This is a genomic window from Stenotrophomonas sp. STEN023 (assembly GCF_056760135.1).
In genome coordinates this window covers 59,220-73,814 of sequence record NZ_JBRREF010000017.1, presented here as the reverse complement: position 1 = coordinate 73,814, position 14,595 = coordinate 59,220, and the positions used below count along the sequence as shown (strand labels likewise).

12 protein-coding genes and 1 pseudogene are annotated in these 14,595 nt (G+C 63.2%); 3 read left to right on the top strand and 10 right to left on the bottom strand.

Features of this window, described 5'->3' with window-relative positions:
* Positions 1-126: 126 nt before the first annotated feature.
* Genes msrA through msrB form a run of 3 tightly spaced genes read right to left on the bottom strand, consistent with a single transcriptional unit; the run spans position 127 to position 3,166 of the window.
* Positions 127-861 (bottom strand): peptide-methionine (S)-S-oxide reductase MsrA, encoded by a 735-nt coding sequence (gene msrA / locus ACVOLV_RS07430; RefSeq protein ID WP_481553811.1) that lies wholly within the window; start codon positions 859-861, stop codon positions 127-129.
* Positions 862-877: 16 nt separating this feature from the next.
* Positions 878-2,629, bottom strand: a complete 1,752-nt coding sequence (locus ACVOLV_RS07425) for a cytochrome c biogenesis protein DipZ (RefSeq protein ID WP_481553810.1) — start codon at positions 2,627-2,629, stop codon at positions 878-880.
* A gap of 33 nt (positions 2,630-2,662) precedes the next feature.
* On the bottom strand, positions 2,663-3,166 hold the full coding sequence (msrB, locus tag ACVOLV_RS07420; RefSeq protein ID WP_481553809.1) for a peptide-methionine (R)-S-oxide reductase MsrB: 504 nt from the start codon (positions 3,164-3,166) through the stop codon (positions 2,663-2,665).
* Positions 3,167-3,311: 145 nt separating this feature from the next.
* Here msrB and ACVOLV_RS07415 point away from each other — a divergent pair, with 145 nt between their 5' ends.
* Both ACVOLV_RS07415 and ACVOLV_RS07410 read left to right on the top strand, forming a co-directional pair.
* Positions 3,312-4,031: a response regulator transcription factor gene (locus ACVOLV_RS07415; RefSeq protein WP_481553808.1), complete on the top strand. Its 720-nt coding sequence runs from the start codon at positions 3,312-3,314 to the stop codon at positions 4,029-4,031.
* Positions 4,028-5,500 carry a sensor histidine kinase gene (locus tag ACVOLV_RS07410; protein WP_481553807.1) on the top strand — a complete coding sequence of 491 codons (1,473 nt, stop codon included), beginning with the start codon at positions 4,028-4,030 and terminating at the stop codon, positions 5,498-5,500. The genes ACVOLV_RS07415 and ACVOLV_RS07410 overlap by 4 nt, the downstream gene beginning before the upstream one ends.
* Before the next feature lie 36 nt (positions 5,501-5,536).
* On the opposite strand, the gene ACVOLV_RS07405 is transcribed toward ACVOLV_RS07410, so the two are convergent.
* From ACVOLV_RS07405 to ACVOLV_RS07375, 7 genes and pseudogenes are all read right to left on the bottom strand, one after another.
* Positions 5,537-6,598, bottom strand: coding sequence for a suppressor of fused domain protein (locus ACVOLV_RS07405; RefSeq protein ID WP_481553806.1), 1,062 nt, complete (start codon positions 6,596-6,598; stop codon positions 5,537-5,539).
* Between the two features lie 100 nt (positions 6,599-6,698).
* Positions 6,699-7,178 carry a hypothetical protein gene (locus ACVOLV_RS07400; protein ID WP_481553805.1) on the bottom strand — a complete coding sequence of 160 codons (480 nt, stop codon included), beginning with the start codon at positions 7,176-7,178 and terminating at the stop codon, positions 6,699-6,701.
* A gap of 141 nt (positions 7,179-7,319) precedes the next feature.
* Positions 7,320-9,206 (bottom strand): annotated as a pseudogene (gene prpE, locus ACVOLV_RS07395) (propionate--CoA ligase); the annotation flags it as partial.
* A gap of 193 nt (positions 9,207-9,399) precedes the next feature.
* Complete coding sequence (locus ACVOLV_RS07390; protein WP_481553804.1) at positions 9,400-10,008, bottom strand: RluA family pseudouridine synthase; 609 nt, start codon at positions 10,006-10,008, stop codon at positions 9,400-9,402.
* A gap of 66 nt (positions 10,009-10,074) precedes the next feature.
* Positions 10,075-10,827 carry a hypothetical protein gene (locus ACVOLV_RS07385; RefSeq protein ID WP_481553803.1) on the bottom strand — a complete coding sequence of 251 codons (753 nt, stop codon included), beginning with the start codon at positions 10,825-10,827 and terminating at the stop codon, positions 10,075-10,077.
* A 116-nt stretch (positions 10,828-10,943) separates the two neighbouring features.
* Positions 10,944-11,927 (bottom strand): malate dehydrogenase, encoded by a 984-nt coding sequence (locus ACVOLV_RS07380; RefSeq protein ID WP_481553802.1) that lies wholly within the window; start codon positions 11,925-11,927, stop codon positions 10,944-10,946.
* 112 nt (positions 11,928-12,039) lie between these two features.
* Positions 12,040-12,534, bottom strand: coding sequence for a peptidylprolyl isomerase (locus ACVOLV_RS07375; RefSeq protein WP_481547270.1), 495 nt, complete (start codon positions 12,532-12,534; stop codon positions 12,040-12,042).
* 213 nt (positions 12,535-12,747) lie between these two features.
* On the opposite strand from ACVOLV_RS07375, the gene typA reads away from it, so the two are divergent.
* The gene (gene typA, locus ACVOLV_RS07370; protein WP_481547271.1) at positions 12,748-14,595 is read left to right on the top strand and encodes a translational GTPase TypA; all 1,848 of its coding nucleotides are present in this window, start codon (positions 12,748-12,750) and stop codon (positions 14,593-14,595) included.

Genomic DNA, 14,595 nt, shown 5'->3' with positions numbered 1-14,595 from the left:
CGATCGGGGGGTGCTGGCCGCGCACAAGGCAGAAGCCGTGTGCTTAGCTGCGGCTCTACGCTTCACCCCAACGGGCCGCCAGTCATATGACTGGGGGCCCGTTTCATTTACCGCGCTCGCGGTCGCTTATCGCGCCGACAAGCTCATCACCAGCCGCGGCCGCTCGCGGTACAGCGCCGGATACTGCTGCTTCAGCGCGGCAACCTTGGGCAGGTCATTGATGCGGATGTAAGCCGATTCCGGATGCAGCGTCAGGTAGTTCTGGTGATAACCCTCGGCAGCATGGAAGACCTTGCCGCTTTCGATCCGGGTCACCAGCGGCGCGGCGAACACCGCACCGCGCTGCAGCTGCGCGATATAGGCACGCGCGGCGTCACGCTGCGCGGCATCATCGGCATAGATGGCCGAACGGTACTGGCTGCCGTGGTCCGGTCCCTGCCGGTTGAGCTGGGTCGGGTCGTGCACCACCGAGAAGAACACCTGCAGCAACTGGCCATAGCTGACCTGCGACGGGTCGTAGCTGACCTGCACCGCTTCGGCGTGGCCGCTGCCACCACCGCTGACCCGCGCATACGTGGCATCAGCCGCACTGCCGCCGATGTAACCGGACACTGCGTTGTCCACACCCTTGATGTGCTGGAACACGCCCTGCACGCCCCAGAAGCAGCCACCGGCAAATACCACCCGCGCCTGTTTGACGCCAGCCTGGTGCAGATCAGCTGCGCCCGTCGGCGCCGGCACTCTGATCGGTGCCTGCGCAGCCATTGCCGGGCGGTCCATGCTGAACACCGCGAGCATCAACAGACCCGCGACCACCGCCGCGATGCTGCTGGCAACGAGTTTATCCGTGGCGATTTTCATCACGTATCTCCTCCAATCAACCGAAAGTGAAGGCATAGGCGCGCACGCCTGGATCCAGGAACTCGATCTCGAATGTCCGCTCGCGCACCTCACCGTCCTGGCGGATCAATTGATACAGCCGGTTCTGATCCACCCTGCCTTCGCCCTGCGCTGATACATCGCTACCGGCCGCGGCCTGTGGCGGCTGACCATCGATACGCACGCGAAAGCGCACCGGCCGCGCCGGGTCCTGTGGTGCCAGCACCAGGTGCAGGTCACGGGCGTGGAAGCGGAATGCAATACGGCCGCCTGCCTGCTCCAGCTGTGCGTCTTCCTCGCCGACGCGCCACTGTCCAGCCAGTGCCCAGTGATTGAGTGGCAACGATGCCGGCAAGCGGTAGTCGTGCAGCTGACCAGCCTGCATGCCGCCGGGCGAGGCGAAGTGTTCTGCACGACCATGGCCGATATAGGTTTCCGGCGACTTCAAACTACTCATGTCGGCTTCGCGCTCGACGCCGCTGCCTGCCATGCGCATAGCCGGCGCTGCATCGCCGGGCAGACTGTTGCCCGCCTCGCGCAGCAGCTGGCGGATGATCTGTTCGGACTGTTGGTAGTTGCCTTCACCGAAGTGATGGGCGCGGATGCGTCCCTGCGCATCGATGAAATAATGCGCCGGCCAGTACTGGTTGTTGAAGCCGCGCCAGATCGCGAAATCATTGTCGATGGCGACCGGGTAAGTGACCTTCAGGTCCGCCACCGCGCGCTGCACATTGCGCAGATCGCGTTCAAAGGCGAACTCCGGCGCATGCACGCCGATCACCACCAGCCCATGCTCCTTATAACGCTCGGCCCAGTCGCGCACATGTGGCATCGCACGCAGGCAGTTGATGCAGGAATAGGTCCAGAAATCGACCAGCACCACCTTGCCGCGCAGCTGCTGCGCATCCAGCGGCGGGCTGTTCAACCAGCCGGTGGCACCGCCCAGCGACGGCAGCTCACCCTCCACCGGCAGGCTCGCGCCGGGCTTGGCATCGGCCGACATCATCATTGCCGGACCTGATGGGGGCTGTTGCGCAGGCAATGCATCCAGCAACTGCTGCTCCAGCCTGGCCGTGCTGACCGTGGACAGCCGCGTCAACAGGCCGGTATCCCAGCCCATCGCGATTGCCAGCACCGCCAGCAGCGCGGCAACGCCCAGCCCACGACGAATCCATTCGCCTAGCCCCAGCCGCCGCTTCAAGGCAGTGAAGACGCGCCCGCCTATCCACACCGCCAGGGCCAGCGAGGTGGCAGCGCCCAGCGCATAGGCCAGCAGCAGGCCGCTGGTACCAACGTTGGCGCCCTGCAGCGCGGCGCCAGTCAGGATCAGCCCCAGGATCGGACCTGCGCATGGTGCCCACAGCAGGCCGGTGGCCACGCCGATCAGCAACGAGCTGAGTACGCCGCCCTGCCCTGCATCGGCGGCAGCGCCCAGCCGCGCACCCAGACGCTGCAATGGCGCCAGCAGGCGGTCTGCGAGCGCCGGCCACAGCAGTGCGACGGCGAACAGCGCCATCACCACCAGCGCGATCCAGCGCCCGATCTGGTTGGCCTGCACCACCCACTGACTGCCCACCGCGGCCAGGCTGGCAACCACCGCGAACATCAACGCCATGCCAACCAACAGCGGCAGTCCGCTGCGCAGGAACGGCCGGTCAGCGCGCGCGAATACGAAGGGCAGCACCGGCAGGATGCAGGGGCTGAGCAGGGTGAGTACGCCGCCGAGATAGGCCAGTACCAACAGGAACATGGAAGCATCCTTCTTGAGTAAGGGGCGCGGCGCTCAGCCCGCGACGAATTGCAGGGCCACGCCGTTCATGCAGTAACGCAGACCGGTCGGACGCGGGCCGTCTTCGAATACGTGCCCGAGATGGCCGCCACAGCGCCGGCAATGCACGCCAACCCGGGTCATGCCGTAGCTTGTGTCCCGGTCCTCGCCTACCGCGCCGTGCAAGGGCGCCCAGAAGCTGGGCCAGCCGGTACCGCTGTCGAACTTGGTGGCCGAGGAGAACAGCGGCAGCGCGCAGCCCGCGCAGTTGAAGGTGCCGCGCCGGTGCTCGGCATTGAGTGGACTGCTGAACGCCCGCTCGGTGCCCTGCTGGCGCAGCACCGCGTACTGCGCGGGGCTGAGCAGCTGGCGCCACTGCGCCTCGCTGCGCATCACTTCAAACACCGCTGTACGCGCGGGCGCTGCCGGCGCCTGGCCATTGCAGGCGGTCAGGCCCAGCACACCAGCGGCGGCGGCCATACCGCCAATGCCAAGCAGCTTGCGACGGGTGAGCGACATGGGCGTTCTCCAGCCAGGGACGATGTGGCCATGCTGCGCCCGGGCAGGTCAACGAATCCTCACGCAGAGTTAAATTCTTCGTGACACATCGGCGCGCCTGTCCAAGCACAATGCCAGCCATCCCCTCCAGTGGCCGCAAGCGTCGATGAGCAGCAGCAAACGCATCCTGATCGTCGAAGACGATGTCCACATCGCCAACCTGCTGCGCATGCATCTGCGCGACGAAGGCTATGACGTCACCCATGCGGCCAGCGGCGATGAAGGCGTACGCCTGCTGGAAAGCGGGCAATGGGACGCACTGGTGCTGGACCTGATGCTGCCCGGCGTGGACGGTCTGGAGATCTGCCGCCGCGCCCGCGCAATGACCCGCTACACCCCGATCATCATCACCAGCGCGCGCGCCAGCGAGCTGCACCGCATCCTCGGCCTGGAACTGGGCGCCGACGACTACCTGGCCAAACCGTTCTCGATGCTGGAACTGGTCGCACGGGTGAAGGCCTTGCTGCGCCGGGTCGAGGCGATGGCGCAGAACGCGCGCATCGATGCTGGTGCAATCGAAGTTGCCGGCCTGCGCATCGACCCGGTTGCACGCACCGCGCAGATTGAAGCGCGCCCGCTGGAACTGACCCCGCGCGAGTTCGACCTGCTGTATTTCTTCGCCCGCCATCCGGACCAGGTGTACTCACGGATGGAGCTGCTCAACCAGGTCTGGGGCCATCAACACGATGGCTACGAACACACCGTCAATACCCACATCAATCGGCTACGCAACAAGATCGAGCACGACCCGGCGCTACCCAAACGCATCCTCACCGTATGGGGTCGCGGCTACAAACTGGCAACCGATGGCGGGAGCTCGACATGATCAGGCTCACCCTCTCGCAGCGCCTGTCGCTGGTGTTCTGCGCACTGTTGCTGATCTGCTGCGGTGCGCTGGCATGGATACAGATGCGCAGCAGCCGAATGCACGAGCAGGAAACCGTGCAGCGCCTGTCGCGTGGTCTGGCCGAACACATAGCGCGCAGCGGTGAACTGATGGATGCACGTGGTCTACGCGATGGTGAAGTGCGCGCACTGTTCGGCAAGCTGATGTCGGTCAATCCCAGCGTCGAGGTGTACCTGCTCGACGAGGAAGGCCGCATCCTCGGCCATGACGCACCGGAAGGTCACCTCAAGCGGGACCGCGTTGATCTGGCACCGGTGCAGGCATTGCTCAACGGCGGCAAACTGCCGATCTTCGGCGACGACCCGCGCAGCAGCAGTGGCCGCAAGGTATTCAATGCCGCACCACTATGGGTGCAGGGCCGTCAGGTCGGCTACATCTATGTGGTGCTGGTCGGCGAGCAGCGTGAAGCACTGGCAGCGGACATCGCTGCAAACGCCAACCTGCGGACCACGCTGTGGTCGTTGGCAATCGTGGCGGTTGTCGGTTTGCTGGCCGGAGTGATCGCGTTCCGCTGGGTGACCCGGCCGCTACGCCAGCTTACCCGTCGCATCCAATCCTTCGATGTGGACAGCGCTGCCCCACGCCAGCCCTTGCCGCCGACGCCGCTGCGTGCCGGCGAGCGTGATGAACTCAGCATCCTGCAGCACAGTTTTTCCCATCTCAGCCAACGCGTCAGCGAGCAATGGCAGCAGCTGCGGCAGCAGGACCTGCAACGGCGCGAGCTGGTCGCCAATCTCTCGCACGACCTGCGCACGCCGCTGTCGTCATTGCATGGCTATCTGGAAACGCTTGCACTGAAGGACGCCAGCCTCAGTGCCGAGGAACGTCAGCGTTACCTGGGCATCGCCCTGTCGCAGAGCCACAAGGTTGGCCGGCTTGCGCAGGCGCTGTTCGAACTGGCGCGACTGGAACATGGCGGCGTGGTGCTGGAATTGCAGCCGTTCTCGCTGCCGGATCTGATCCAGGACGTGTTCCAGAAATTCGAGCTGGCTGCACAGTCGCGGCAGCAGCAGCTCGATGCGGTGATTCCCGCCGGCCTGCCGCCGGTAGAAGCCGACCTCGGCCTGATCGAGCGGGTACTGACCAACCTGCTCGACAACGCGATCCGGCATACACCGGCAGGTGGGCGCATCACGGTGGCATTGCGTGCACTCGATGGCGATGTACTGGTCCGTGTTTCCGATACCGGGCCGGGTATTCCAGCAGCGCGCCGCGATCAATTGTTCAGCACGCTACCGGCGCTGGGCAGCCAGCGCCCGGACAGTGGCGGTCTGGGCTTGTTGATCGTGCACCGCATCCTGCAGCTGCACCATCGCCAGATCCGTCTGCTGGATAGCGACGAAGGTGCAGCCTTCGAGTTCTCCCTGCCAGTGGCGCGTCACCGCTAACGCCACTGCGCAATGAGTGCCGCAACGACCGCGGGATCAACCAATCTCGCGGATCACGCCCCCCTGTCCATCGCGCAGCAAGGTCGGCCTTACTTCGATCTGCAGCTTGCCACCCGGCAGCGGATACAGGCCGCGTTCGGCAGGCACGCCGTCCAGCATCGCCTGCAGGCTCGCATCGGACAGCACACAGCGCGCGCTGTCGCCATCACTCTGCACGTCGTCGACCACGCCCGGCTCAAACCGCCACTGGCAGTCCTTGCCAAGCACCACCAGCGGCTTGTCGTGATGCAGCCGCAGCGGCAACAGCTCGAGCACGCTGGCAACCTGCCCCGCTCCCAGCACCAACGTGGTGGTTGCGTCGTCGACCGACCACTCCAGCGTCTCCACGAACAACATGCCGGTGCTCGATCCTTCACGCTGGCTGCCCGCTTCAAGCTGTGCGGCGATGGCCGGATCATCCAGCAGGGAGTCGCGCTCAAGCTCGGTGATCCATAGCGGCATTGCCGGCTCCAGCACCGCCAGCACGCCCTGCGTTGACCAGCGCTTGATCGCCGCCATCTCCTCGTCGGTAACACCCACCAGTTGCAGGAAGTTCAGGCGGCCGTTGGCGGTGTCGATCGCTGGCAGCTGCGGATCGGCGACAAAGGCAAGGTGCCGCAGCTTGGTATCGGTATCCAGCGCGATCGGGCCATTTGCATCCAGATGGTGACCGGCCTCGAATACATTGCCGCTGCTGAAAACATAGCGCGCAAGATTCTGCATCAGGTTCATCGGCCACGCCGGCGGCTCGCCGCGTTTGCCGTCACCTGCCTGTGCAGCAAGACGGAAGGTCAGCTCGAAACCGAAACCGCTTTCCTGCGGATCATCGCTCTGCTTGTCGTACAGTTCGGAGAAGCCGTAGCTGACGTAATGCCAATGCGGGCGCGGCGACTCGCTCCAGTAGACGCTGATACCGTCCAAGGGGTCACTGCCGCCCAGCGTATGCGACAGCAAGGTGCCAAAATGCCGTGGCTCCTGCCCCGGATACAGCACGGCCATTGCCGCGTTGATCGCGTCCCAGCCCGCAGTGCTGATCTCGCCGCTTTTTTCCTGCGTCATGCAGGGCACTCCCATGATGAACCTGCCACCATGATAGTGCCCATGCATCGCCACGGCTTGCAGCGCAGCAGGCGCGCCGCAAGCAGCCGCCAATAGTCCGTCAGCCAACAACCAGGGCGCGCGTCTCTTCCAGCCAGCGGCTGGCAAATGCCGGGCTCTTGGCCTTGCCCAGCGCTGTGGCCAGTTCCGGCCACAACTGCTCCAGGCTGACCGCAGTCTTGCTGCGTTCAATCTTCAACTGGATCAGGTAGCCCTTCAGGCCCAGATGCTTGCGCACCGATTCGGCCATCCAGTCACGCAGCTGCTGGTAACGCAGCGGGTCGTCGCCGAGCTGGGTGGTCACCGGCAATACCGGCGCCTTGTCAGCGCTGCCAGCGACGGCGTCGATCAATTCCAGTGCAGCCAGCTGCTGCAACACGTCGTCCGGCGCGCGCAGGCCTTGCGCCATTTGCTGCAGCTCGCGCGCATCGCGCTGCCCGTCGACCAGCAACAGCACCGAACGCAATGCCGGCGCCAGCTTCAAGCCACGGTTTTCGATCTCCAGACGACCAGCGGCCGTCTTGGCATAGATGAATGCCATTCCCCCTCCCTCTTTTGTGCATCGCAATACGGTCCGCGCGCATCTTCCAGGAGCCCCCGCTCCCGAACATGCAACTGCATCCGCCGCGTACCGCCCCCTTGCGATCACCGCCGCACAGCAGGCTTGCAGCCCGGCTACGCGCTATTTCCCCAGCGCGCGGCGGATTTCTTCCAGTGCACCCGGATCGTCGAGCGTCGACAGATCACCCGGATCACGCTGCTCCGCCAATGCCTGCAATGAACGCCTCAGCAGCTTACCCGAACGGGTCTTGGGAAGCGCATTGACGATATGGACGTGGGCGGGCCGGGCAACCGCGCCCAGCGAATGGGTGACGTGGCTCACCATTTCCGCGCCGAGCTGCCCGGCGTCATCGTCCGGCCGGCTCTGCTTCAAGGTGACAAACACCAGCGGCACCTGCCCCTTCAGTTCGTCATGCACGCCGATCACCGCCGCCTCGGCAACCCGCGGGTGCGCGGAGATGGCCTCCTCGATCTCGCGCGTACCCAGCCGGTGCCCGGCGACGTTGATCACGTCATCGGTACGGCCAAGGATGAAGGTGTAGCCGTCTTCATCGCGGATGGCCCAGTCCAGCGAGCTGTACAGCAACTCCTTGAAGTGGCCGAAGTAGCTTTTCAGGAAACGCTCGTCGTCGTTCCAGATCGTGCTCATGCAGCCCGGTGGCAACGGCGGCTGGATCACCAGCACACCTTTCTGCCCGGGCGGCACTTCAGCGCCACTCTGCTCGTCGATGACCTTCATTTTGTAGCCAAGATTCGGAAACCCCGGCGAGCCGAACTTCACCGGCTTCATCTCCAGACCCGGCAACAAGGTCAATGCCGGCCAACCGGTTTCGGTCTGCCAGTAGTTATCGATGACCGGTTTGTGCAGCGCGCCGGTGATCCATTTCGCGGTCGGCTCATCCAGCGGTTCGCCGGCCAGGAACAGATACTTCAATTCGGACAGGTCATGCCTATCGATGAAATCCACATCGTGCTTCTTCAACACGCGGATCGCCGTGGGCGACGAGAACATCGTGCGCACGCCGTACTGCTCACACAGCGCCCACCAGATGCCCGCATCCGGATTGATCGGCAGGCCTTCGTACAGCAGCGAGGTGCAGCCACCGATCAACGGACCATAGACGTTATAGGAATGGCCAACCGCCCAGCCGACATCGGAGGTGGAGAACATCACCTGCCCCGGCGCGCAATCAAATACCGTGCGCATCGACTGCGCCATCGCCACTGCATAGCCACCAACGTCGCGCTGCACGCCCTTGGGCTTGCCAGTGGTGCCGGATGTGTACAGCAGATAGCTCGGTTCGTTCGACTCCAGCCATTGCACTGGCACCTCAACATCACCGACCTGCACGCGCAGCTGCGCATAGTCTTCGTCGCGGCCGGCGATGCGCGGTTCGGCCGCGTCCAGACCACGCGAGACGATCAGCACTTTCGGTGGCGGCGTATTCGCTTCGGCACAGGCTGCATCGACCATCGCTTTGTACGGAATCACCTTGCCGCCGCGCATACCGGCATCGGCGGCGATCAGCAATTTCGGTTTTGCATCGTCGATGCGCAGTGCCAGGTTATGCGCGGCAAAGCCACCGAATACGACGGAATGCACTGCGCCAATACGCGCGCAGGCCAGCATCGCGAACACCGCCTCTGCCATGTTCGGCATGTAGATGACGACACGATCACCGCGGCCGACATCGAGCTTGAGCAGCACCGCAGCGAAGGCATTCACTTCGCGATGGAGATCGCGGTAGGTAAGTTCGCGGGTGACGTTGGTTTCGGTGGAGATGGCGACCAGCGCGAGCTGCTCGCCACGCTCGGCCAGATGGCGGTCTACCGCGTTGTAGCAGAGGTTGGTTTCACCGCCGACGAACCAGCGCCGGAATGGCGGGTTGGAGTAGTCCAGTACCTGCTGCGGCGGGCGATGCCAATGGATCGCCTTGGCTTCCTCGGCCCAGAAAGCTTCCGGCTCTTCAATGGAACGGCGGTAGATCTGCTCGTACTGCACGACACCCTCCGGTAACTGCCTGGCTGTGTGCCGAGCATAGTCCGGGGATGCGGTGCACTCCTTGCGACGATGGTCTTAAGACCAAAGGCTCGGGGGCGGGAAATTGAGGACTGAGGGCTAATGCACTGGCAGCCGACGCATTGCTAGCCCCTCTCCCGCGCGCGGGAGAGGGGGTTGGGGTGAGGGCAAGCCTTTGACTTTAGAAAGAGCACTCAGAAACAAACTCCAGCAACTCCCCTGTCAGCGGATGCACAAACCCTAGGCGCCGCGCATGCAGGCAAACCCGCAGTGCAGGCTGCGCGTCGTACATCACATCGCCCACGATCGGATGCCCGATGCTTGCCAGGTGCAGACGCAATTGATGGCTGCGCCCGGTCACCGGCTCCAGCTCAACCCGCGTGGTCTGCGCAGCCACATCGCGCGCCACTACCCGCCAACGCGTCAAGGACGGCTTGCCCAGCTCAAAACTCACCATCTGCTTCGGCCGGTTCGGCCAATCGCAGACCAGTGGCAGATCGATCTCGCCGGACTCGCCCTCCATCAAACCCTGCACCAGCGCTTCATAGCGCTTGCTGACCTGACGCTGTTCAAACTGCTTGGACAAGGCAATCTGCATCGCCTTGCCGCGCGCGTACACCATCAAACCCGATGTCACCTGATCCAAGCGATGCACGGTAAGCGCATCCGCGTACACACCCTGCAAACGCGAGATCAAGCAATCCTTGTTCCCTTCCAGCCGCCCAGGGACGGACAACAGGCCCGCAGGCTTCTCCACAATCAGATAGGAAACATCGGCACAGATGATCATCCAGCAACGGAACCTCAGCAAATCGAGACGCCATTCTGCACGTTACATCGCAGGTTTCCAGAACAACTAAAGCGACGGAGGAACCCGTGCTGACTCCGCGTCACCTGTGGTGACAGTGCCTTTCCAGCCTGAAAAGTAGACTTCATAACGCCGCTCCAACTCCGCCAGCATGTGCTGTTCACTGGCCATGGTGCAGGTGTTGGTCGGATTCATAACATCCTCAAAGCCCATTAGCGAGGCCTGCAGATTCGCCAGTTGCGCCATCCCCTCGATGCAGGCACCGCGGCCGTAAACACTGCCGCCTGCCATTTCATGTTCAAGCGCGTAAAGCTCTCGACGATAGCGTTGGTCAGCCCTGCGAGCTGCTGTTTCATCGGAATAACGCCCTCGAAGATCATCGAAATAACGGAAGGCAACCTCTCGTTCCTCGTTCGACGCTGAGTTCGACGCTGAGGCATACAGAGCATTGGCAGTGGCATCCCCCCGCTCGGCGGAGAGTTTCAGCCATGCCAAGCCCAGGGCGCGATCTTTGGAAATGCGATCACCGTTGAAATAGGCGACGCCCAAAGCTTGCTGGGCCGCCTTGCTCCCCCAACCGGAAGCAAGTTCCAGGTACTCAATCGACTGGTCGGTCTTTCCCTTGAACCACAATTTCCGGGCGACGCAGAAATTGAAATCCCCCGGAAGTATCCGGTACATGTACGCACTGCAATACAAAGGTTGATCTGCGCCAACCTCCTCAGAGCTTTCCAACGCCAGAGCAGGGGCTGCCAGCAGGGCCAAAGAGAATAAACACAGCAGATTCCATGCCTTATTCATTTACTTCCTCCCAGGTTTTGATCTTGAGACCTCTCCCCCGCCCCGTAGAAAGCAATTAGACAAAAAGAGGCCGGGTTGTACCCGACCTCTATATCACCAAACGATCTTGTCAGCAATCAAAGCAGGTCGGCAACGCCAGCACGCTCTTCTTCCAGCTCACCCAGGGTGATGTCGATGTACTTCTTGGAGAAGTCGTCGATCGGCAGGTCCTTGACGATGGTGTACTCGCCGTTCTCGGTGGTCACCGGGAAACCGAACACGACGCCTTCCGGGATGCCGTAGGAGCCGTCGGACGGCACGCCCATGGTCACCCACTTGCCGTTGCTACCCAGCACCCAGTCATGGATGTGGTCGATGGCGGCATTGGCGGCCGACGCAGCCGAGGACAGGCCGCGGGCGGCGATGATCGCTGCGCCGCGCTTGCCGACGGTCGGGATGAAGGTGTTGGCGTTCCATTCCTGATCGTTGATCAGCTCGCCGACCTTGGCGCCGCCGGTGGTGGCGAAGCGGTAGTCCGGGTACATGGTCGGGCTGTGGTTGCCCCACACGGTGAACTGCTCGAAGCTCTCCACGGTCTTGCCGGTCTTGGCAGCCAGCTGGCTCAGGGCGCGGTTGTGGTCCAGGCGCAGCATGGCGGTGAAGTTGCGCGGGTTCAGGTCCGGCGCCGACTTCATCGCGATGTAGGCATTGGTGTTGGCCGGGTTGCCGACCACCAGCACCTTGACGTCACGCTTGGCGACGGCGTTCAGGGCCTTGCCCTGCACGGTGAAGATCTTGGCGTTCTCGAGCAGCAGGTCCTTGCGCTCCATACCCGGGCCGCGCGGGCGTGCGCCGACCAGCAGGGCGACGTCAACGTCCTTGAAGGCCACCAGCGGGTCAGCGGTGGTCACCACGCCGGCCAGCAGCGGGAACGCGCAGTCTTCCAGTTCCATGACCACACCCTGCAGGGCGGCCTGGGCCTTTTCGTTGTCGATTTCGAGCAGCTGCAGGATGACCGGCTGATCCTTGCCCAGCATTTCGCCAGAAGCGATGCGGAACAGCAGTGCATAACCGATATTGCCGGCAGCGCCGGTTACGGCAACACGAACGGGTGCTTTCATGGGGGGTTTCCTCTGCTAAGAAGCGGGTGTGGGGTAAAGCCGGGCACGCGCAGCTGCGCTGGCCGGGCTGGAATCAGAAACGGCCACCTTGTCAGGTGGCCGTCGGCGTCAATCAGGCGGCGAGGATCTTGTTCCACTCGGCGACGCGGTCGGCCTTGGCGGCCAGCACGGCGTCGGTATCGCCTTCCAGGGTGATCTTGTTGATCGCATCGCCCTGCTGGATCGCGTCAACCACGTCCAAGCCTTCGAGCACCTTGCCAAACACGGTGTGCTTGCCATCGAGCCAATCGGTCTTGATGTGGGTGATGAAGAACTGGCTGCCGTTGGTGTTCGGGCCGGCATTGGCCATGGACAGAACGCCGCGCTCGTGGCGCACGCCGTTCTTGGTTTCGTCTTCAAAACGGTAGCCCGGGCCGCCACGGCCGGAGCCTTCCGGGCAGCCGCCCTGGACCATGAAGTCGGCGATCACGCGGTGGAACGCCAGGCCGTCATAGAAGCCATGCTTGATCAGGTTGACGAAGTTGGCCACGGTCAGCGGCGCCTTGTCGGCGTACAGCTCGACCTTGATCAGGCCGCGGGAGGTGTCGAAATTGGCGATCAGCGACATGGAAAATCCTTAGTAAAGAAGACGACTCTCAATAGCCAGCTAGTTTACACCCGGCTCCGCCCGTGCTGCTGCCCCTCCGCAGCAGCATGAACTGTCCCAGCCTGAATGGGCAATCAGACGAGTCTGAACGTTGAATTTCGCACAGCGGCCACATAGCGCTATAATGCTGAACTCATTTTCCCCATTTCACGGCACCGGCTGGCCGTCTTTCGCATGTCCATCGAAAATCTTCGCAACATCGCCATCGTCGCCCACGTCGATCATGGCAAGACCACCCTCGTCGACCAGCTGCTCAAGCAGTCCGGCACCCTGTCCGAGCGCACGGTACTCGCCGAGCGCGTGATGGACAGCAACGACCAGGAAAAGGAACGCGGCATCACCATCCTGGCCAAGAACACGGCCATTACCTGGGAAGACAAGAAGACCGGCACCAAAAACCGGATCAACATCGTCGACACCCCGGGACACGCCGACTTCGGCGGCGAAGTGGAGCGCGTGCTGTCCATGGTCGACTCGGTGCTGATCCTGGTTGACGCGATGGACGGCCCGATGCCGCAGACCCGCTTCGTCACCCAGAAGGCCTTCGCGATGGGCTTCAAGCCGATCGTCGTGGTCAACAAGGTCGACCGCCCGGGCGCCCGTCCGGAGTGGGTCATCGACCAGGTGTTCGACCTGTTCGACAAGCTCGGTGCCACCAATGAGCAGCTCGACTTCCCGATCGTCTACGCCTCGGGCCTGAACGGCTACGCCGGCCTGGAAGACACCGTCCGCGACGGCGACATGACCCCGCTGTACGAAGCGATCATGAAGTACGTGCCGGTGCCGGAAGTCGAGGCCGACGGCCCGTTCCAGATGCGCATCAGCCAGCTGGACTACAACAACTTCGTCGGCGTGATCGGCATTGGCCGCATCCAGCGCGGCAAGGTCAAGAAGAACCAGGCCGTCGCCGTCATCGACCGTGAAGGCAAGAAGCGCCAGGGCAAGGTCCTGCAGGTGCTGGGCTTCATGGGCCTGGAGCGCATCGAAGTCGAGGAAGCACAGGCTGGCGACATCATCGCCATCTCCGGCATCCAGGAACTGACCATCTCCGACACCGTCTGCGCCCTGGACACCCCGGAAGCGCTGCCGCCGCTGACCGTCGACGAGCCGACCATCTCGATGACCTTCCAGGTCAACAACTCGCCGTTCGCAGGCAACAAGGACCTGTCCGGCGGCAAGTTCCTGACCAGCCGCCAGTTGAAGGAGCGCCTGGAGCGCGAGACCGTGCACAACGTTGCACTGAAGGTCGAGCAGCTTGAAGACGCCGACAAGTTCCTGGTCTCCGGCCGTGGCGAGCTGCACCTGTCGGTGCTGATCGAAACCATGCGTCGTGAAGGCTACGAGCTGGCCGTGTCGCGCCCGGAAGTCATCATCAAGCAGATCGACGGCCAGGCCATGGAGCCGATCGAGCAGCTGGTCGTCGATATCGAAGAGCAGCACCAGGGCGGCGTGATGGAAAAGCTGGGCACCCGCAAGGGCCTGCTTGAGAACATGGAGTCCGACGGCAAGGGCCGTGTTCGCCTTGATTTCAAGATCCCGGCGCGTGGCCTGATCGGCTTCCAGAACGAGTTCAAGACCCTGACCCAGGGTTCTGGCCTGCTGTTCCACGTGTTCGACCATTACGGCCCGAAGGAACAGGGCGCCATCGCCAAGCGCCTGAACGGCGTGATGATCGCCAATGCCCCGGGCGCAACCCCGGCTTACTCGCTGGGCCCGCTGCAGGAACGCGGCAAGCTGTTCGCTGCTGAAGGCGACAACGTGTACGAAGGTCAGCTGATCGGCATCCACTCCAAGGACAACGACCTGACCGTCAACGCGATCAAGACCAAGCCGCTGACCAACATGCGCGCTTCGGGCAAGGACGATGCGATCCAGCTGACCCCGGCGATCAAGTTCTCGCTGGAACAGGCCCTGGACTTCATCGACGACGACGAGCTGGTGGAAATCACCCCGAAGGAAATTCGTCTGCGCAAGAAGTTCCTGACCGAAAGCGACCGCAAGAAGGCGTCGCGCGGCGGCTGA

Excerpts from the sequence above, each read along its gene's own strand:
- ACVOLV_RS07415 (WP_481553808.1), top strand. The coding sequence starts at position 3,312 with ATGAGCAGCAGCAAACGCATCCTGATCGTCGAAGACGATGTCCACATC.
- ACVOLV_RS07425 (WP_481553810.1), bottom strand. The coding sequence starts at position 2,629 with ATGTTCCTGTTGGTACTGGCCTATCTCGGCGGCGTACTCACCCTGCTC.
- ACVOLV_RS07400 (WP_481553805.1), bottom strand. The coding sequence starts at position 7,178 with ATGGCATTCATCTATGCCAAGACGGCCGCTGGTCGTCTGGAGATCGAA.
- ACVOLV_RS07405 (WP_481553806.1), bottom strand. The coding sequence starts at position 6,598 with ATGACGCAGGAAAAAAGCGGCGAGATCAGCACTGCGGGCTGGGACGCG.
- msrA (WP_481553811.1), bottom strand. The coding sequence starts at position 861 with ATGAAAATCGCCACGGATAAACTCGTTGCCAGCAGCATCGCGGCGGTG.
- ACVOLV_RS07410 (WP_481553807.1), top strand. The coding sequence starts at position 4,028 with ATGATCAGGCTCACCCTCTCGCAGCGCCTGTCGCTGGTGTTCTGCGCA.
- ACVOLV_RS07380 (WP_481553802.1), bottom strand. The coding sequence starts at position 11,927 with ATGAAAGCACCCGTTCGTGTTGCCGTAACCGGCGCTGCCGGCAATATC.
- typA (WP_481547271.1), top strand. The coding sequence starts at position 12,748 with ATGTCCATCGAAAATCTTCGCAACATCGCCATCGTCGCCCACGTCGAT.
- ACVOLV_RS07385 (WP_481553803.1), bottom strand. The coding sequence starts at position 10,827 with ATGAATAAGGCATGGAATCTGCTGTGTTTATTCTCTTTGGCCCTGCTG.
- ACVOLV_RS07390 (WP_481553804.1), bottom strand. The coding sequence starts at position 10,008 with ATGATCATCTGTGCCGATGTTTCCTATCTGATTGTGGAGAAGCCTGCG.
- msrB (WP_481553809.1), bottom strand. The coding sequence starts at position 3,166 with ATGTCGCTCACCCGTCGCAAGCTGCTTGGCATTGGCGGTATGGCCGCC.
- ACVOLV_RS07375 (WP_481547270.1), bottom strand. The coding sequence starts at position 12,534 with ATGTCGCTGATCGCCAATTTCGACACCTCCCGCGGCCTGATCAAGGTC.